At 55.1% G+C, this 19,331-nt stretch carries 20 protein-coding genes; 18 read left to right on the plus strand and 2 right to left on the minus strand.

Annotation, left to right across the window (positions count from 1 at the left end):
• From ptsP to AC58P5_RS14665, 12 genes are all read left to right on the plus strand, one after another.
• Positions 1-1,755 carry a phosphoenolpyruvate--protein phosphotransferase gene (ptsP, locus tag AC58P5_RS14610; protein WP_497387657.1) on the plus strand — a complete coding sequence of 585 codons (1,755 nt, stop codon included), beginning with the start codon at positions 1-3 and terminating at the stop codon, positions 1,753-1,755.
• A 195-nt stretch (positions 1,756-1,950) separates the two neighbouring features.
• Positions 1,951-3,873, plus strand: coding sequence for a BglG family transcription antiterminator (locus AC58P5_RS14615; protein ID WP_497387659.1), 1,923 nt, complete (start codon positions 1,951-1,953; stop codon positions 3,871-3,873).
• Positions 3,874-3,875: 2 nt separating this feature from the next.
• Positions 3,876-5,015: an amidohydrolase/deacetylase family metallohydrolase gene (locus tag AC58P5_RS14620; protein WP_497387661.1), complete on the plus strand. Its 1,140-nt coding sequence runs from the start codon at positions 3,876-3,878 to the stop codon at positions 5,013-5,015.
• Positions 4,999-5,364 carry a PRD domain-containing protein gene (locus tag AC58P5_RS14625; protein WP_497387663.1) on the plus strand — a complete coding sequence of 122 codons (366 nt, stop codon included), beginning with the start codon at positions 4,999-5,001 and terminating at the stop codon, positions 5,362-5,364. The genes AC58P5_RS14620 and AC58P5_RS14625 overlap by 17 nt, the downstream gene beginning before the upstream one ends.
• 13 nt (positions 5,365-5,377) lie before the next feature.
• Positions 5,378-5,743: a glycine-rich SFCGS family protein gene (locus tag AC58P5_RS14630; protein ID WP_497387665.1), complete on the plus strand. Its 366-nt coding sequence runs from the start codon at positions 5,378-5,380 to the stop codon at positions 5,741-5,743.
• Positions 5,744-5,746: 3 nt separating this feature from the next.
• On the plus strand, positions 5,747-6,085 hold the full coding sequence (locus AC58P5_RS14635) for a DUF4312 family protein (RefSeq protein ID WP_042228729.1): 339 nt from the start codon (positions 5,747-5,749) through the stop codon (positions 6,083-6,085).
• Positions 6,086-6,162: 77 nt separating this feature from the next.
• Positions 6,163-6,948 (plus strand): DUF4311 domain-containing protein, encoded by a 786-nt coding sequence (locus tag AC58P5_RS14640; RefSeq protein WP_497387667.1) that lies wholly within the window; start codon positions 6,163-6,165, stop codon positions 6,946-6,948.
• Position 6,949: 1 nt separating this feature from the next.
• Positions 6,950-7,600: a DUF4310 family protein gene (locus AC58P5_RS14645; protein ID WP_497387669.1), complete on the plus strand. Its 651-nt coding sequence runs from the start codon at positions 6,950-6,952 to the stop codon at positions 7,598-7,600.
• Between the two features lie 77 nt (positions 7,601-7,677).
• Positions 7,678-8,778, plus strand: a complete 1,101-nt coding sequence (locus tag AC58P5_RS14650) for a DgaE family pyridoxal phosphate-dependent ammonia lyase (RefSeq protein ID WP_218229724.1) — start codon at positions 7,678-7,680, stop codon at positions 8,776-8,778.
• A 44-nt stretch (positions 8,779-8,822) separates the two neighbouring features.
• On the plus strand, positions 8,823-9,542 hold the full coding sequence (locus AC58P5_RS14655) for a KDGP aldolase (RefSeq protein WP_497387671.1): 720 nt from the start codon (positions 8,823-8,825) through the stop codon (positions 9,540-9,542).
• A 322-nt stretch (positions 9,543-9,864) separates the two neighbouring features.
• Positions 9,865-10,557, plus strand: coding sequence for an HD domain-containing protein (locus tag AC58P5_RS14660; protein ID WP_497387673.1), 693 nt, complete (start codon positions 9,865-9,867; stop codon positions 10,555-10,557).
• Positions 10,558-10,824: 267 nt separating this feature from the next.
• Entirely contained in the window at positions 10,825-11,058 is a 234-nt protein-coding gene (locus AC58P5_RS14665) for a CsbD family protein (RefSeq protein ID WP_497387675.1), read from the plus strand.
• 406 nt (positions 11,059-11,464) lie between these two features.
• Here AC58P5_RS14665 and AC58P5_RS14670 read toward each other — a convergent pair whose 3' ends face one another.
• Entirely contained in the window at positions 11,465-12,475 is a 1,011-nt protein-coding gene (locus AC58P5_RS14670) for a phosphatidylinositol-specific phospholipase C/glycerophosphodiester phosphodiesterase family protein (RefSeq protein WP_497387677.1), read from the minus strand.
• A 380-nt stretch (positions 12,476-12,855) separates the two neighbouring features.
• Here AC58P5_RS14670 and AC58P5_RS14675 point away from each other — a divergent pair, with 380 nt between their 5' ends.
• The 4 genes from AC58P5_RS14675 to AC58P5_RS14690 all read left to right on the plus strand — a co-directional run bounded on the left by AC58P5_RS14675 (position 12,856) and on the right by AC58P5_RS14690 (position 16,229).
• Entirely contained in the window at positions 12,856-13,530 is a 675-nt protein-coding gene (locus AC58P5_RS14675; RefSeq protein ID WP_497387679.1) for a chromate transporter, read from the plus strand.
• 15 nt (positions 13,531-13,545) lie between these two features.
• Complete coding sequence (locus tag AC58P5_RS14680) at positions 13,546-14,082, plus strand: chromate transporter (protein WP_497387681.1); 537 nt, start codon at positions 13,546-13,548, stop codon at positions 14,080-14,082.
• Positions 14,075-15,286, plus strand: coding sequence for an ROK family transcriptional regulator (locus AC58P5_RS14685; protein WP_497387683.1), 1,212 nt, complete (start codon positions 14,075-14,077; stop codon positions 15,284-15,286). The genes AC58P5_RS14680 and AC58P5_RS14685 overlap by 8 nt, the downstream gene beginning before the upstream one ends.
• A gap of 100 nt (positions 15,287-15,386) precedes the next feature.
• Complete coding sequence (locus AC58P5_RS14690; protein ID WP_497387685.1) at positions 15,387-16,229, plus strand: SMP-30/gluconolactonase/LRE family protein; 843 nt, start codon at positions 15,387-15,389, stop codon at positions 16,227-16,229.
• A gap of 82 nt (positions 16,230-16,311) precedes the next feature.
• Here AC58P5_RS14690 and AC58P5_RS14695 read toward each other — a convergent pair whose 3' ends face one another.
• Positions 16,312-18,411 carry a sulfatase-like hydrolase/transferase gene (locus AC58P5_RS14695; protein WP_497387687.1) on the minus strand — a complete coding sequence of 700 codons (2,100 nt, stop codon included), beginning with the start codon at positions 18,409-18,411 and terminating at the stop codon, positions 16,312-16,314.
• Between the two features lie 210 nt (positions 18,412-18,621).
• Here AC58P5_RS14695 and AC58P5_RS14700 point away from each other — a divergent pair, with 210 nt between their 5' ends.
• Together AC58P5_RS14700 and AC58P5_RS14705 are read left to right on the plus strand one after the other, a co-directional pair.
• Positions 18,622-18,795, plus strand: a complete 174-nt coding sequence (locus AC58P5_RS14700; protein ID WP_497387689.1) for a cytochrome c oxidase subunit 2A — start codon at positions 18,622-18,624, stop codon at positions 18,793-18,795.
• Positions 18,796-18,848: 53 nt separating this feature from the next.
• A complete protein-coding gene (locus AC58P5_RS14705) occupies positions 18,849-19,319 on the plus strand; it encodes a cytochrome c oxidase subunit II (protein ID WP_497387691.1) in 471 nt (156 codons plus the stop codon).
• Positions 19,320-19,331 lie beyond the last annotated feature (12 nt).

Raw genomic sequence — 19,331 nt, forward strand, 5'->3', positions numbered from 1 at the left:
ATGATAGTGGAGAGAGAAACGGAAAGCGTGAAGGGCATCGCGGCCGCACCGGGCTATGCGATGGGGAAGGCTCATTTGTGGCAGCCGCAGGCAGAGAAAGCACAGCGCAGAACGCTGGCGGAAGAAGAAACCGCAGCCGAGGTTGCAAGGCTGGAGGAGAAGACACGGGAAGCTCTTGACGAGCTTCAGTGCCTCAAAGAAGAAACCGCTCTCAAACTGGGTGAGGCTCACGCCGAAATCTTCGAGACGCACATGCTGCTGCTCGAAGACGACGATTTCGTCGGAGCGGCGGCCGAAGCCATCCGTTCGGAGCGATTGAACGCCGAAGCGGCCGTAGAAGACGCGGCGAAGGCGCTCGTGGAGCTGTTCGAGAACATGAGCGACGCCTACATGCGCGAACGCGCCTCGGACATCCGCGATGTGGCGGGCCGCCTTCAGCGCCTGCTGCGGGGGGAATCCGCCGGCGACATCGGCGGTGAGGGCGAAGCCGTCGTCCTCTTCGCCCATGACTTGACGCCGTCGGATACGGCGCGGCTCGACCGCAGCCGTATCGCAGGCTTCGTTACGGCGGTGGGCGGCCGGACTTCGCACTCGGCGATCATGGCCCGCTCCCTGGAAATTCCGGCGGTCGTCGGCATGGGCGCGGGAGCGGCACGGGTACAGCCCGGCGACTACGTGATCGTGGACGGGGGCGAAGGCATCGTGCACATCAATCCGGATGCCGGGCTTCTGGAGCTGTACCGGGGCAAGCAGGCCCGGTACGAAGAGCGCCGCTCCCGGCTGGGCGCCTACATCGGACGCCCGACGGAAACCGCGGACGGGCATCATGTCGAGCTGGCCGCGAACATCGGCAGCCCGCAGGACGCCCAGGCCGCCAGAGACGGCGGAGCCGAGGGTGTCGGACTGTACCGGACGGAGTTCCTGTACATGGGGCGAGATACGATGCCGACGGAGGAAGAGCAGTTTCTGGCCTACAAGGTCGTGGCCGAAATGTTCGCCGGCCAGCCGGTCGTCATCCGGACACTGGACATCGGCGGAGATAAGGAACTGCCTTACCTGAGCCTGCCGAAGGAAGCGAACCCGTTCCTGGGCTATCGTGCCATCCGCCTCTGCCTGGACCGGAAGGACCTGTTCCGCACGCAGCTGCGCGCGATACTCCGTGCGAGCGCTTACGGCAATGTGAAGATCATGTATCCCATGATCTCGAACATCGAAGAGCTCCGCCAGGCGAACGCGGTCCTGGCCGATGCGAAAGCCGGGCTGGACGCGGAAGGCGTCAAATACGCGCAGGACATCGAGGTAGGCATTATGATCGAGGTGCCCGCGGCGGGCATGGCGGCCGATCAACTGGCGCGCGAAGCCGACTTCTTCAGCATCGGCACCAACGACCTCGTGCAGTACATGATGGCGGCCGACCGGATGAACGAAACGATCGCGCATTTGAGCGAACCGTTTAATCCGGGCGTGCTCCGGCTGATCCGCCACGTGATCGGGGCGGCGCATGCGAAAGGCCGCTGGGTAGGCATGTGCGGCGAAATGGCCGGCAGTGCCATCGCGATTCCGCTGCTGCTGGGCATGGGGCTGGATGAGTTCAGCATGGGAAGCGGCTCCGTGGCTACGGCGCGGGCGCTGATGCACAAGCTGGACCGGAGCGAGCTGAGCCGTCTGGCGGACGAAGCGCTGGAACTTGATACGGCCGAAGAAATTCGCAAGCACATTATAAGCCGGGTTCCGGCCGTGGCGGAGTGGCTGTAAACTTTTGCCCGGGCCGGCCCGATATACCGATAAGTCTATAAATACCTCCAAGTGAAAAAACGCACGCTTACGAGTGAAATCAGCGGAAACTGTAGATGCAGTACCGCGGCGGGAAGGCCTTGTTTTTCTTCCGTACCGGCGGGCGGGTAGTGGTACAATAGACGTTAACAGGATGAATATGCAGGAGGGGATATCATGACGCTCACAACGCGATCTCGTGCACTGCTCAAAAAAATCGTCTATTCCCACAGTCCGCTCCGCATCAAGGAATGTGCGGAAGAGTTTCAGGTCAGCGAACGAACCGTCAAATACGATCTCGAATCCATCCGGCTTTGGCTGCAGCAGGAGCAGATCGAACTGCTCTCCAAGCCGAGCCGGGGAATCTGGATCGACTGCAGCGATACGGAGCGCATTCATCTGCTGGAAAAGCTGGATGCGGTCGGCGAGCACGTCTTTCTGAACCAGCAGGAACGGATGAGGCACATGCTGATCGATCTTCTGCTGCTGGACGGATACCTCACTATCGGCGAACTCGTCGTCAAGCACGATGTAAGCCGGAACACCGTTCAGGCTGATCTGGCTCTGGCCGATCAGCTGCTCGCCAACTCGGGACTCACGCTTAACCGGACCCGGCACGGAATTCGAGTAAGCGGTTCCGAAATGAGAAGGCATGCCGTCCTGGAGCATGTGATTCAGGACCTGCTGGACGGGAACGACATGTTCCAGATCGTGCAGGGAGTCGTGCAGGAGCGGCGGCCGCACCTTCACTTCAGCAAGCTGCTGGAATGGTTTCTGCAGCCGGTGCGCGACTTGGACCGCGTGTTCGAGGAAGTCGGCTCCCTGGTTCGCGAAATCCGGGAGAAGACGCAGCTCCTGCTGACGGACAATGCGATCATCGGAGTGTTTATCCGGCTCTGCATCGTCATTCAGAGGCAGTGCCCGGCGGAGGAACAGGCTGCGGCCGAATCCGGAGAAAGCGCCGTCACCTTCGATCAGCGGACGCTGGCCGGCTATCATCTGAGCATCTCGGATTTGTTCCGTCAGAAGCTTACGGCACTGTTTACGGAACTGGAGCTTCCTCTATCCGAGGAGAACATCCGCTACATCAGCCTGCCGGCGATCGGTTTGATCCCCCCGCTGCTTAAAGCGAGGGATGAGGAAGGGGCGCAGCTGCCCGACGCTTTTGCCGTGACGAAGAAACTTATCGACAGAGTCAGCGGGTCGGTCCACGTCCGGTTCCGCAAAGATCCGGATCTCATGCAGCATCTTCACGCTCATATCGCAGATAAATTGAACAAATACAGCTACGGAGTCGCGGAACCGAATCCGCTTCTTCAAGAAATACTCAGATCTTACCGGACCATGTTTGAAACCGTGAGGTCCGCCTGCGGAGAAGTATTTTCCCCTTACGGCATTCTGCTGTCGGATTCGGATATCGCCTACATCGTCCTTCACTTTCAAGCCGCTTTCGAACGCAAGCAGGATATCCAGCGGTACCGGGCGCTGGTTGTATGCGGAACGGGCCGGGGGACGTCCAAACTTTTGAAGACGGTCATTGAAAATGAAATCAAGACACTCCAGGTCGCGGCCTTCTGTTCCGTGATGGAGTTCGACAAGCAGGTTGTCGGCGATTTCGATCTGGTGATCAGTATTTTCCCGATTGAAGCGCACGTACCCGTTGTGGTCGTCAATCCGATTCCGGATAAGAACGATTTCAAATCGATCCGGCTTAGGCTTGAGAACTTGGAGAAGCATGGGGGTGCGAAGGGTGCGTCGGCAGGCCGGTCATCGAGCCTGCAGCGGCCCGAGCTTTCCTATCTGGAGCAGAAATTCCAGGATATTATCTGGAAAGGCTTCGAACTGAGCCGGGCAATCCGGACACGTTTCGCTCCGTATCTGAATGAAGAGAGACTCGAAGGCCTGACGCTTCATCTGCTTTTTATGATGAACCGCATCGCATTCGATACGGCTTATATCCAAACGGGCTCCGCTCCTTCAGCCGAAGGGGCGGAAGGCGAGCTGGCGGAGGAATTAAAAATGCTGCTTTCCGAGCATCGCATCCACGCGACGGAAGGCGAAGTAATGGCCATTCTACGGTACTTTGAGAGGAGTGCGTAACCATGAAAGCGGATTTGTTGATCCACGGAGGAACAGTAATCGATCCATCCACAGGAATATCCGGTGCATTTGACGTTGCGGTCAGCGGAGGGAAAATCACAGGTGTTTACAAGCCGGGTACGGCTGCCGTCGAGGCCGGGCAAACGCTCGATGCTTCGGGGAGTTATGTATCGCCGGGTTTCATCGATATGCATACCCACATTTATGAAGGCGTGCCTGCCATGGGCGTAGCCCCTGACCGCGTCGGAATCGACCAAGGGGTAACGGCCGTTGTCGACGCCGGCAGCTCGGGAGCCGCCAATTTCGACGATTTCGTCCGCAGAAGCATCGAGCCGAGCAAAAGCCGCGTTTACGCCTGGCTGAATATCGCGGCGCCCGGCCTCGTCGAAGGACGCTCGGAGCTGGCCGATCTGACGAAGCTTGATCCGAAGGAAGTCCTTGCGGTCATCGAGCGCAACCGGGACCCTATTATCGGGATCAAAGCCCGCATGAGCGGATCGGTCGTGAAAACGAGCGGCATCCGCCCTCTGGAAATTGCCAAGGATACGGCAAGGGAAGCCGGCCTCCCGGTAATGGTCCATATCGGCAACGCCCCTCCCGCATTGGGAGAGGTGCTGGACCTGCTGGAAGCCGGCGACGTTGTCACCCATGCCTTCCACGGCAAAGCGGGCGGCATCCTGAGCCCGGACGGAGGTCTGATTCCGCAGGCGGTCCGTGCGCTTGAACGCGGCGTCCTGTTCGATGTCGGACACGGCAGCTCCAGCTTCAGCTTCGATACGTTAATGAAAGCGAAGGAGCTGGGCATTGATCCGTACTCCATCTCCACGGACTTGTATCTGGAAAATCTGCAGCGCGGACCGGTTTACAGCCTCGCCCTGACGATGACGAAGCTCCTGGCGATGGGCTATTCCCTGGAGCAGGTTGTTGCCTGGTCCACCGTAGCCCCGGCCAAAGCCATTCAGCGCGAAAACGAAATCGGCACTCTCCGCGAAGGCGCCGAAGCGGATATCACCGTATTCCGGCTTGTGCAGGAGCCCGTTTCCCTTACGGATTCGGAAGGCAAGACAGTTCAATACGATCAGCAGCTGCAGCCGCAATATACTTTAAGAGCTGGAGAGATACATCATGTACAACCTGAATGAAGTCCTGGAAGAAATTCCGCAGAAAACGGAAGCTTCTCCCGAAAAGCTCGAAGTGGTAAAAGACCTGTTAACGAAACTTCGTCCGATGTCGCAAGAGATCGGGCTTAGTATCCCGCACACGAAAGCCGTCATTATCGGCATTCATCTTCTCGCTTTCCTGAGAAGAGTCGATCAGGACGAATATTTGCCGGAAATCGAGCCGGAGATGTTCGAAGAAATCAGTGCGGAGTCCATAGATCTCAGCAAGCGCTTATTCTCCGACTACAACCTGCCGCCGCAAAGAAAGCTGGACGCCGCGGAAGTATTCTTCCTTGCTGTTCATTTCGAAGCGGCCAAAACCAATCTTTAAGGAGTGAAAGTTCATGGAAAACAAAGTGAAAGTAATTATCGGCGACCGTCTCGGTAAAGGCCAGAACGTGGCAAAAGGGGTAGAGGCTGCCGGCGGCGTTGCTATCGTGATTCCGGGCGTAGGCGCCGACATGAAGCTCGGCGACGTGATGAACAAGGAAAACGCGGATTTCGGCATCTCCTTCTGCGGAAGCGGCGGGGCGGGTGCGGTTACGGCGAATACCAAATATAAATATCCGATGGAATTCGGTATGCGTTCCATTGATGCGGGCGTCACGGCGATCCGCGAAGGCAAAAAAGTGCTTGGGTTCGGTTTCATGGATGTCGAAGAACTCGGCCGCCGTTTAACCGAAGAATTTATCAAGAAAAACGGGAGGTAAACCATGTTTCAGGAAAAGCCGTTAACACTCGTCGTAAGCGGGATGTCGGAAACCAAGCAGGGAGCTTTTCAACAGGCTCTGACCCGCATGAAAAGCCAAATTTCGAAGGAGACGTCAGATGTTCTTCTGCAAATCGAGCCTCAGGATGTAGAAGTCGTTTCGGCCCATTTGACGCAATACCGTGAGAAGTTTCTCGGATTCCTATTTCCGCGGACGAGAACTCGCTACGAGGTGACTCTGCGAATAACGGTCAAACTGAAATATGTGAACCTCTCGGAAGTGGAATTTACAGAAAATAAAGAGAACCTGAGCAAGTATCAGCGTTTGCTTCATATGCGCTGAGCTGCCGGGGCAGCTGTTTCGTGTGAGGATAGAGAGAACTGGAGACCACCTGTATACTGAAGTTTTGGGGGATACACATGAACACATTGATGATCGTTTTTGAGTCCATTATTATCGGACTCCTGGTCGGTTTCGGGGTCGGAGCCGGCGCGGCGCGCATGTTCCACGCTCCGAACGTGCAGGGAATGGGCGCGTTCCGGACCTTCGGCGAACTGAACGCCTGCGAAGGCGACGCCGTCGCTCACTTCTCGTTCGGCCTCGGCTTCCTGTTCAATGCCTGGGCATCCGTCGTGGGCGCGGGCGCTCTGACCCAGGACGTCGACCACCGGATCATTCCGCACTGGTCTGCCGCTGCGCTGCTTTCCCGCAACAAAAAGCTGGAGGAAACTCTCCACGATCCGCGTAAAATGGCTTGGACCGGCGCGATTATCGGCGCCGTGGTGGTCGCGCTTCTGAACTCGACCGCCGCCGTAATTCCGGCTTCGCTGCAATCCGTGGCGACGAAGGTACTTGTCCCGGCGGCAAACTGGCTGATCAATCCGATCATGCCGATCGTATTCTGGACCGCAGCCATGGATGCGGGCAGGCGGACAGGCGTATGGGCGACCGTACTCGGCGGTTTCTCCCACCTCGTAATGGGCAACGCCGTACCGGGTATCGTGCTGGGTATTCTGATCGGTAAGGGTGTAGACGACAGCGGCTGGAACCGGATTACCAAGACCATGTTTGTTGCCGTTATCCTGCTGTTCATTCTCAGCGGATTCTTCCGCGCGTTTGACGTGGCGCTTCTGAAGAGCATGAGCCTGACGACACCGCAGTGGCTGATCGACCTGCACGCATTCTTCGGATCGGTGGTGAAATAACATGGAAAACAACTTACAAAAAGGGTTCTGGTATTCCGAGTGGGCATTTGTTTTATTCGTAGCTTGTCTTTCTTCTGGGATTTTCGCCGGAACTCACTTATACTATGTATATCATGTAGGCGCTTTTAACGATATCGCGATCGTCGCCATGCTGGAAGCCGGTCTGAAAGGCGGCAGCTACGGAGCCGCGGCGGCATTCGGCGCAAGCTTCCTGTTCGCCCGTATTCTCGAAGCTCCTCTGGTCGGTATCCTCGACATCGGCGGCTCGCTTCAAACCGGGATCGGCATCGGTGTGCCGGCTCTTATGCTCGGCGCAGGTATGACGACACCGCTGACGAATTTCCCGCTGGCTCTTCTCACGGGAGCCGTATTGGGCCTAGCCGTCGGTGCAGTCATCATCCTGATTCGTAAGTTTACGATCAACGCATCGAATTCGACATTCGGAGCGGATGTCATGATGGGCGCCGGGAACGCCTCCGGCCGTTATCTGGGCCCGTTGATTGTTATCTCCGCCGTTATGGCTTCCATTCCGGTCGGAATCGGTGCGACTATCGGCGCTGCAATCTTCTACTATTATAAAAAGCCGATCGCCGGCGGCGCGATTATCGGAGCCATGATCCTCGGCGCGATCTTCCCGATCGTAACGAAATAAGGAAATTGGCGAAAGTCAGCTCTGCACGACAAGATGTTCATACCATGGATTCAAATCAAGGATAGAGGAGAGAGACCATGAGTATTTTTGAGCGTTACGGTTGTAAGCAAGTCATCAATGCAAGCGGCAAAATGACCGCACTGGGAGCCAGCGCCGTTCACAAAGATGTGGCGGCGGCGGTTGCCGAGGCGGCAATGGACTACGTGGACATCAGCGAGCTGATGGTACAGGCCGGCAAGGTCATCGCCGAGGTGACGGGCGCCGAAGACGGCTGTCCGACCACGGGCGCGGCAGGCGGCATCGCGATCTCGGTCGCGGCCGTTATCGCCGGCACGAGCCTGTCGCTGATCGAGCGTATTCCGCTCACCGACGGCCTCCGCAACGAGATCGTCATCCAGAAAGGCCACTCCGTCCATTTCGGAGCGTCCATTCCGCAGATGATCGCCATCGGCGGCGGCAAGGTCGTCGAGGTCGGCCAAGCCAACCACGTGGAGAAAGACCACATCGCGGAAGCGGTCACGGACAAAACCGCCGCCCTGCTGTATGTGAAGTCTCACCACGCGGTGCAGAAGGGCATGCAGTCCATCGAAACGATGGCGGCGATCGCCAAGGACAAAGGCATTCCGCTTATCGTGGACGCGGCTGCCGAAGAAGACTTCCGCAAGTACATCGCGATGGGCGTGGAGATCGTCGTGTACAGCGGCGGCAAAGCGCTTGAAGGCCCGACGTCCGGCTTTATCTGCGGACGCGCGGACCTGATGGTCGCCTGCCGGGCGCAGTACAAAGGCGTCGGCCGTCCGATGAAGATCGGCAAGGAGGGCATCATCGGCCTCCTGACCGCGCTCCGCCGTTACGACAACCGTCCGGACGAGTCCCAGCAGCAGCGTGAGCGCATGGAATGGCTCATCGCGGAGCTGAAAGACGTTCCCGGCGTGAAGGGTGCTATCACTCAGGACGAAGCCGGACGCGCCATCTACCGCGCGCAGCTCACCATCGACGCGAAAGCGGCAGGCAAAACCGCCTATGAGCTCATCAAAGAGCTCGAATCCGGCAGCCCGGCCGTTTACACGCGCAATCATTACTCCAACCTCGGAATCATCAGCGTGGACCCGCGTCCTCTGCTGGAAGGCCAGGAGCGAGTAATCGCTCAGAGAATCAAGGAAATCCTGCAAGCCTAGTCTTTCAAAACCCCCTTAAAGATAAAGGAGATGGAGAGAACGAAATGGCACAACCGACGATTAAATTAAACCTATTAGCAAAAACGGCTGAAAACGCCAAGCAGATCGTAGAAGCAGCGGAAGGCCGTGTGTATGTAGGCCTGATGGTTAAGAACTTCCCGTCCGTGGACGAAGCCGTTAAAACCGTAGAAGAGTTTCAAGCCGCAGGCGTACCGGTTTCCGTAGGTCTTGGCGCCGGCGATCCGGCTATGTGGAGCAAGGTTGTGGACGTTTCCGTCCGTACCAAACCGGCTCACGTGAACCAAGTGTTCCCGGCGGCGGGCTACACCCTCGGCGCTATGCGCGCGGTGGGCGGCGAAGATACGCTCGTGAACGCCTTGATTACGCCAAGCGGAACGGCCGGTCAGGTCAGAATCGCAACGGGACCGACCAGCGCTTCTTTTGAAAACGACACGATTTCTTGCGAAGCGGCAGCGGCTATGCTGGCTGAAATCGGTATTCACTCCGTCAAGTTCTATCCGATCGGCGGAACGAAGCATCTTGACGAGCTGGCGGCTATGGTGAAAGCTTCCGTCGCGCAGGGAATCAAAATTTTCGAACCGACCGGCGGCATCGACATCGATACCATCGGCAAAGTCGTGGAAGTTTGTGCGGAAAACGGAGCGGAAATCATTATTCCTCACGTGTACACGTCGATTATCGATTCCGCAACCGGCTTGACCCGCATTGAAGATGTGAAGGAATTGTTCCGCGCGATTTCTTAATAGGCGCCGTAAAAAGCCCCAATACCGCATGCAGGCTGGAGCCGTATGCGGTATTTTTTCTAAGAAAAGGCAAATCCAAGCAAAGAGTAGATAATTGTGCCCTTTATTCGCCGAATTTATCCCTTATGAACTTTGTCTATTTATGGTGTAATAAAGGCACGGGTCAGCTTCAATTTCACACTCCACACGTTCTGGTACTCTCGCAATTCCGGGGAGTACACTTTTTTTTGTCCGGAGATCAGATCCGCTGCAAATCAGTAACAAACCGGGGCAAAATCGAGGCGTTCTTTCCACAATTATCATTTAAAAAGGATTGTATGCTATGGAACTACAGACTGTTTTGGAGAAAGCGTATCAACTGGCAGGGGAAAAGCTGAAGAACGAACCGACAGGACACGACTGGTGGCATATTCACCGGGTAACGCGCATGGCGAAGCTTATCGCGAAGAAGGAGAACGCCGACGAGTTTGTGTGCGAAATGGCTGCCTTATTGCATGATCTCATTGACGAGAAGCTGGTGGACGACAAGAAGAAGGAAACCGCGAAAGTCGCCGAGTGGCTGGCGGACAACGGGGTGCCGGATGAAGCGGCCCGGCATATCCTGGGCATCATCGGAACCTTGTCCTTTCAGGGCGGTACCGGCACAAAGATGAGCACACTGGAGGGCAGGATCGTCCAGGATGCCGACCGGCTCGATGCGATCGGAGCCATAGGCATAGCACGGGCGTTCGTTTACGCTGGGGCGCGGGGAAGCCTTATCTATGATCCGCAGCTCGAACCGCGGTCGGAAATGACGGCGGAACAATACCGCGAAGGTAAAAGCACCGCGATCAACCATTTTTACGAGAAGCTTCTTAAGCTTAAACATTTGATGAATACGGAAACCGGAAGGCAGCTGGCCGAAGAGCGGCATGAGTTTATGGAGCGGTATCTGGTGCGTTTTTATTCCGAATGGAACTTGGGGGAAGGGACTACGACTCAGGCAGGCGAGAGCAGTGGACGGTTAACGGACTGACGTTCTCGCAAAGGGATAACGAAGCGTCCCCTTTCAGTGTACATATGTATCCCCTTCTGTAAAAATTTCCCCCTGCCGCGGCGGGAGGAAGTGTGTTGTAATAAAGATAGCCGACAGCTGCTTGGATTCCAAGAGAGTCGGCTCTTTTGATGTCGGGCCGTTTCCGGCAACAGTATGGGTTTCATCAGTATGGGTTTCATCAAACACCTGAGAGGGTAAGTAAAGGATGTAGAGATAACAAATAACCCTCTAAGGAGATGAGATACCATGGACAACAACGTATTTAAAGGGAAATGGAAACAGCTCAAAGGGGAAGCGCAAAAACAGTGGGGAAAACTCACAGACGACGATATGGATGTTATCAATGGCGAGAAAGATAAACTTGTAGGCAAGCTTCAAGAGCGTTACGGACATACGAAGGATGCCGCGGAGGACGAATACCACCGCTGGTCCAGCAGCTACCGTGATGACGCTCCTGCGGACGCCGATCGCCGCGTCTAAGCAGGCCTATTCACAAGAAAGAGACGGAGAAATGCTCCGTTCTTATAGGAAGAAACCGGATTCTAGCGATCCGGTTTCTTTGCGTACCCGGGGGTAGAGCGGAAGCGATACAAGCGGTTGTTGGGCATTCTTAATGCCGGGCGGTTATAGGACCGGATAAGGCTATGTATCGAATGGCCCGGAAGTACCTTGCGGAAACCTGACTGAAGCAGACGAAGTACCCGGAGTATCGGGAGATGGCCGGCGGACACGAGGGAGTGGGGCTGTCCGCTCGACTGGCGTATGATGCGAGAACGTCTACCGGGGAAAGGGGACATAGAGAGCGAGGGCCGATGAGAATACCGGAGGCACGGTTTGCCGGGCCGCAAAAAAACGGGCCGCTGCATGAGCGGACCCGTTTTTTTGTCTATTTTTCGAAAACCTGAATTACGAGCGAAGCGAGCTTTTGCATAAGTGTCGCTTTAGGGGCCTCGGCAGCCGGTTTCTCGCCTGCTTGTACCACTTTGCCGGACGGGTTGTCCGCCGGATCTGTCGAAGCCGTTTTGACGGCCGTAGTCTCTTGTGTTTTAGCGGCCGCCGAATTCGGCGAAACCTCACGGTAAGTCAGAAAGTCGGTGTAGAAGCCATGCACGCCGATTTTTTTCAGCTTGTTTACTTCCTTCAGCTCATTCACCGTATGGACATAGACGGGAACGCCTAAGTCGCTTAGTCCGCCAATCATCGTGGAGGTAGCCCGTTCTACCGGCATCGCTACCGCTTTGATGTTATTTTTTTTCGCCAGAGAGATGATTTCTTTTTCGGAGTAGCTGGTCATGTAGATGGAGAATAAGTAGTTTGGAAAATCGTAAATTTTTTTCACTTGGTTGATCATGTCGATTTCATACAATTCCGGAACAATGCGGTCCAGAAGCGCCGGATCTACCTCTTTCGCTTTTTGAACGATAAGCTGGAACTGCTTCTGTACGGTTTCCGGGTCTTCGCTTTTCGTATCGGTGACGATGTAAGCATCCGGATACTGCTCCAGCAGTTGAAGCAGCAAATCGAGGTCGAGAGGCGTATATTTGTTCAAAATTTTGTGGCGTTTGAATTCAGCCAAGGTGATCGGTCCGTCTTTAAGATTATCGGGAAGAGTCGGCTGCAGCCGGTCGGACAAATAACGGAGCCAGTCGTGCCGTGCCGCAAGCTGGCCGTCCGATGTCAAGTTAAGATCGACCTCGAAAAGGCGATGCCCTTTTTCGTAATTAATCAGAAAAGCTTCATATGAGTTAGTGAGAGTTTCACCGGAAATTCCGCCCATCGCATGAGCGATCAGCGTCTGATCGGTCCAAGGTTCCGCTTCTTTGGCGGACGCATGCTGGAAAGGCAGCACGGTCAGCGTAAGCAGAAGAGCCAGAACTCCCGTTAAGTGTTTTTTCACTAAAACAACCTCCTTCCTGTTATTCATCTTCTGTCTCAACTCCTCAAAACGGGGAATGAGCGCATGATGTAAGGGTTGTTAGAAACTAACTTTATTTACCCGGTAAAGGTGGAGTGAAACAGGAAAATAGGCGGATAAGCTTATATTTTGTCGAAATTTGGAATTTTAGTCCTATTATAAGCATCGGATTTTAGGTGTATAAAGAGAGGGGGTTGACGTTAAAAATCCCAACTTTTATATAAATAACAGAAAAAGTTCTTGCTGATTCGCCTGTATAATTAAAAATACGTCTAAATTCAGAGAAATACGCATAAGTTTATTCCAAAATGAAAGAAAGTCGTTTAAAATAAAGATATCCACCTATTCAGACACGAAAGAAGATGACTCTCTTGAAATTTTCCGCTGCCCGTTTGAAACTGCTGCTGCAATTATTCGGTTCGTTCGCCCGCATCGGGCCCGTTTCCTTTGGCGGAGGCTTTGCCATGCTGCCTATTCTAGAACGGGAGATCGTGCGGCGCCGCCGCTGGCTCGACGAGGACGAATTCGGCGAAGTGATCTCGGTCTCGGGAGTCGCTCCCGGCGGAGTAGGCGTGAACGCGGCTGCCTTTATCGGTTACAAGCTCGGAAGCGTTCCCGGCATGATTGCCGCCGTTTTCGGCATGATGCTGCCTACCTTCTTGCTGGTGCTTGTACTCGCTATTGGCTTTTCCGCGTTCAGGCAGTATCCTAAAGTTATTGCGGCAATGGAAGGCATTCAGATGGCGGTTCTGGCCCTGATCGCTTACGCGGGATTGAAGCTGCTGCGCTCTTCGGTATTCGACGGCGCCTCGCTGTCTGTCTTCGCAGGTTCAATCGCGGCTCTGCTTCTGACGGGAATCCACCCTCTGCTCGTCATGCTGCTTGGCGTCACCGCCGGCTGTGTGCTGGTGCTGGCAAAAGGACATTTCGGCTTCGCCGTTCGCTTAGAGCCTAAAAAACGGAGACGGGAGCGGTCCGCTGACCCGGCCGTTCCCCGTTATCCCGAGCTCGAATGTTATTTCGGCGAAGGTATATAAGGGGGGAGAGTCAAGATGCTGATCACCCTTTTCTGGACGTTCCTGAAAATCGGCATTCTCTCCTTCGGGGGCGGATTCGCGATGATTCCGGCCATTCAGCACGAGGTCGAGCTGCAGGGATGGCTGACGCCGGAGCAGTTTTCCGAGGCCGTGGCGATTTCCGGCATGGCGCCGGGGCCGCTGGCGACGAACTGCGCGATTTATATCGGCAAAATGACGATGGGCCTGCCCGGAGCGGCTGCGGCCGTGCTGGGCATGGTGTTCCCGTCGGTCGTTCTGATCGCGGCCGTTGCGCGTTTCTTCTATGCCATCCGGACGCACCGCACCGTCAAAACCGTCTTTTACGGGCTGCGTCCCGTCGTGGCCGCGCTGGTCGTGGTGGCGGCTCTGCGCTTTGGCATCACCTATTTCCGGGCGGAATGGTGGACCTGGAAGACCGGCGTTTCGGCGGCCATTTTCCTGCTGGCGCTGCTGGGGCTTACCCGTTACCGGATGCATCCGTTGTCCGTTATTCTACTTAGTGCGTTAGTGGGTGTAGCGATATATGGTTAACAGTCCGATTTCCGAGCGTATCGGAAACCGCAAACAAAAAGAGTTGTTCGAGCTGATCCGTCAAGGCGGAACGGTCTCCAAGATCGAGCTGCTGGAAGAAAGCGGCTTGACCGTAAGCACACTTACCCGGCTTCTGGACGAGCTTTGCGCGCAGGGCTTGATCGCCGAATCCGGGCACGGCCCGTCCACGGGCGGACGCAGACCGGTTCTTTACCGGATTCAGGCGGATTACGGCTGTGTATTCGGCGTTGATATTTCCCGTACCCTTTCCCGTCTCGTCCTGACCGACATGCAGATGAAGGTGCTTGAATCGAGAACGTGGGAAATGAAGGAGGGGCTGACGCCGGATGTGCTTCTGGCGTCCGTCGCCGACGAAGCGGAAGCCATGCTGCAGCGCAGAGGCTTTTCTGCCGGACACGTGCTAGGCATGGGTGTCGGAGCCGTAGGCCCTGTAGACCGCGAGGAAGGCGTTATTCTGAATCCGCGTTATTTCCCGACGCCAGGCTGGCAAGGCGTGCCCGTGAAGAGCATGCTGGAGGAGAGGCTCGGGCTGCCCGTGCTCCTCGATAACGGAGCGAATACGGCGCTTCTCGCGGAATCTTGGTCCAGACAGAAACGCTCCTTCCGTCATATGCTGTATGTACACCTTGGCGTCGGCCTCCGCTCGTCCATGCTCAGCGAGGGGAAGCTCATCTACGGGGCAGTCGACATGGAAGGCTCGCTCGGGCAGATGATCATCCAGACGGATGGCGTCGCCCCCCGGTCCCCAGAGGGGAATTACGGGGCACTGGAGTCTTACGCGTCCATTTATGCCGTCGAGCGCGAAATCCGTTCGAAGCTCAAGCAGGGACGGCCCAGTGTGTTATCCTCGCTTGGCAGTCCGGATGCCCTTACGTTCCGAGAGATTATTCAGGCTCTTCACAGCCGGGACCCGCTGGCGGTTGAAGTCATCACACAGGCCGCCGTGTATTTCGGCATCGGGCTGGCCAACCTGCTCAATATGCTGCATCCGGAGAAGGTCGTGCTCGGAGGACCGCTTATTTCGACGAATGATCTATTCTTCTATACCGCCACACAGACCGCGATAAAGAAAACTTATTATTACCCCGACTATCAGGTGCTATTCAGCAAAGGAAGCTTTGGAGAGGAAGCCCTCGCCATCGGGGCTGCAGGCCTGGTTATCCGCCAGCTGTCAGCGATTTAAGTTTGTAGGCGGTTCCCGATCTCGTAAAAAAGCCGAGCGCTGATTCGGCTAGGTACGATATCCTTTAATTGGTGGAGTTGATAAAAAGGAGAGATCAGACTTGGAGAAATTGTTCACAAGCAGAGTATTTACGCCTCCGCACGGTTTTACGGGAGGAATCGAAGGTCCGGCCTGCGATGCCAAAGGGAATTTGTATGCCGTTAACTATGCGAGAGAAGGTACCATCGGCAAAGTAACGCCGGCAGGTGAAAGCAGCGTGTTCGTGGAGCTTCCGAACGGCAGCATCGGCAACGGGATCCGTTTTACGAGGGCCGGAGAGATGCTGGTTGCCGATTATGCGAACCACAACGTGCTGAAAGTAGATATGAAGACCAAAGCCGTTTCGGTCTGGGCGCACGGACCCGGAATGAACCAGCCGAACGATATTGCGATCTCGGCTAACGATATTGTTTTTGCAAGCGATCCGAACTGGAGCAACAGCACGGGGAAGATTTGGCGGGTGACCCCGGGCAATGTGACGCTTCTGGAGAGCGGAATGGGGACAGCCAACGGGATCGAAGTTTCACCGGACGGGAAAAGGCTGTATGTGAACGAATCCGTTCAGCGCCGGATCTGGGTATACGATCTGACCGAAGCGGGCGCGATTTCCAACAAACGTCTGCTAATCGAATTTCCCGACTTCGGACTGGACGGCATGCGTTGTGATTCGCAGGGCAATCTGTACAGCACCCGTTTCGGGAAAGGAACGGTCCTGAAGATTTCCCCTCAGGGCAAAATTCTTCAGGAAGTCGTTCTGCACGGCAAAAACTGTTCCAATCTGACCTTCGGCGGACCGGACGGCCGAACGGTCTATGTCACCGTAGCGGACAACGGCAACGTGGAAAAGTTCCGCACCGACGCTCCCGGCAGATGCCGGGTACTGAGCGGGGTCGTCCCTTCTTAGACGATTTTCGGGCGCAACAAAAAAGACTTGGTTCCGTACGTTTCCTTCGGGAAGCGCACGGCCAAGTCTTTTTTTGTTGCCGTTATTTCAGTTCATTCACTTGTTTGACCGGTGTCGTTTGGATCGGCAGGTTTTTGGAATCGATCACTTTTACCTGCAGGCTTACCGGTTTTCCGGGTTCGACAGCATCTTTCGGTACGATGGCGGCAAGCGATTGGCGGCTCTCGTACGTCGTCTTCAAAGCCTTGTCGTTCAAATAGACGACACAGCCCGGAGCAAAGTTCTTGCCGCTGATTTCAACGGAAGATTCTCCGCTGCCGCCTCCGGCCGTACTTTGATGAAGCGGCGACACATTGTCGATCGTCATCTCACCGAAGCCGAGTGTGTATTTCGGATTAATGATTTTATCGCGGAAGCCGTTAAAGCTGTACTGCTCCCCGAACAGAACGTCGTACTGCAGCATCCGGTACTCCGTGACATCCTGTTCGGTCAGCTTCATCCGGTCGTAATGATTCCGGGGCGGGATCATCGGGAACTTTTTGGACAAGGAGAACAGGTAGTCCGTATACGGCGTTCCTTCGCGCTGCGCCAGATTCAAGAGATAAGGCCCGAGGAAGGAAGCGCTCATGTCGAGCTTATCCTGATGCTTGGGCAGGTAATTATCCCAGACGACGACCGGCAGAGTGTACATTTTGTCAAGCACGGCTGCGGAATCGTCATCGTCTTTCAAGTATCCGGTATCTTTGTAAGCCTGGAAGTTATTGCCCATGGCCGGAAGATGGTCGCCGAACAGCATAATGATCGTCGGCTCGCCTTTCTTCTCGTAATGCTCCACGAGCATTTTGAGCGCGGCATCCGTGTTATGAACGCCCTGGGCGAGTGTCTCGATCATGCCCTTCGTTTCCTCGGGGAAATTGCCGCTCGCTTTGATGGTGTTCTGTTTGAATTTATCCGGCGTAAACGGTGCGTGATTCTCCATCGTGTTCGCGAATACGAAGTCAGGACCCGACGTGCTGTCGACCTGCTCGATGATTTTGTTCATCACCGCTTTGTCGGTCAGATAAGGGCCGTTGTACTCGGGCTCGAAATACTCCTGGGAGATGAATTTGGAGAACCCGAAGTTCTGGTACACGTTGCGGCTGTTGAAAAACCAGTTATGGAACGGGTTGACGGCCGCCGTCTGATACCCTTGCCGCGCTAAAATGCTGGCCAGTGAATCGACGCGTCTGTTCATGTACTGGTTATAGGCAATGGCGCCTTCCGGCAGGAACCGGATCGAATTGCCCGAGAGCACCTCGAATTCGACATTGGCGGTTCCGCCGCCGAACTGGGGCGACAGCATATAACCGCTCGAATAGTTCTGCTGAAGATGGTGGATGAACGGGACCGGATCTTCGCTGAACGTTACGTTCTTCATCCGGGTAGGGTCCCAGAAAGCTTCGCCGAGAATGACGATAATGTTAGGTTTTACATTCGGATCTATGTTTGTACGGCGTTCGACCCGTTTCACGAAGGTGTCCATATTCGCCTGGCTGTAGCCCTGGGGAGCATCGATAATGATCTGCTCGATATTCATGACGCTGGATAGCATAAACCCGTTGACATGATAGTTATCGGCCTGGTTCCAGGGAATGGTGGAAATATGAAGGGCGGATTTGATCGGCAGCGGCTTGTCGAAATAGACGACGCATGCGAGCGCCACGCCAAGGACGCCGAGAACGATGTTCTCTTTCCAGCGGAAGCGGGAGTGGGTCCAGGGAACGAAATAGAGTAGGGCGACGCTGGCCACAAGGAAGACGATTATGCCGATTACGATCGTTTTATCGAACAAACCGTTCAAGTATTGGACGATATCGGTTGTCTCGCTGCTGAGAAACAAATCCCAGGGCAGAAGAGGCACGCCGAGAATTTTGAATTTAATTCCGCTAATTAGACCGCAGATCAGCATGAAAGCGGCTACGATCCAGAACGCGATGCGGCTACGGCCGGTCAAAGCGGTAAAAACAAGGAACAGGCAGAAGGTCAGCAAATAGTTCAGCGCCATTTCCCCCGGACTGTGCTTGACCCAGGATAGGGCGGCCGTTACTCCTCCCCGATTTAAAAACTCAATGAAGACAACGAGCAGCAGGGGCCAAACGAATAAGTGCAGCCGACGCGCTATAAAATGAATACCTTTCTGCATCACAGATCTCCTGTTCATTCAATTTACAAACATTTTACATATGATTTGCTATGCCATTATACCATGTAGAACCAGGCCTCGATACCTAAAACCTTGTAACAAAATCGTTACAATTTGATAAAGATTTTGTGATTTCTATCACATGTGGCTGCTCATGCCGAAGGTAAGATGAAACCATGAAAAGCTTCATTGACAAAGGGGGATGCCGCTATGACAAAGCTGGCGCCAGCCAAGGAAAAGCAGGACATTAAGCCCGCTCCGCAAAGCGGGGCGAACGAGAAGGAGCCGGAGCTGAAAGGCGCTTTCGCATCGGTTATGATTCTGGGCGCGTTTATTCTGATTACCTGGTTCGGCGTATTTGCTCTGTACCTTATAAGAAGATAACGGGGCAAATGCGCAAAAAGTTCCGCGAATCGGAAAAAAAGAGGGGATATTACATGCATATTCATCGTTTGGAGAAAATCTGGATCGTTTTCGGCATCTCCATGCTGATCGTTTTTCTGTCCGTGATCGGCGTATCCGCGTTTGCGATGGGAATGAACCCGCCGACCGGCCATGCGCACACGATTGATCCGGCGAAGGTCGATTTGACGCCGCCTTTCGATCATCCGGGCCTCAAGAAAGTCGGGGAGAACGAATACGAAGCCGTGATGACCGCCTTCGCCTTCGGCTACAAGCCCGACAAGATGGAAATTCCCGCGGGAGCGACCGTGCATTTTATGATCACAAGCAAGGACGTAGTCCACGGGTTCGAAATCCCGGGCACAAATGTAAACATGATGGTGCTTCCGGGTGAAGTGAACCATCTTACGTATAAGTTCGACAAGCCGGGTTCTTACCTCGTGCTCTGCAACGAATACTGCGGCGGAGCCCACGAATGGATGAAAACGACGATAGTCGTTAACTAAACCCACCGGCAG

The organism is Paenibacillus sp. JT31N7 (genome assembly GCF_059692095.1).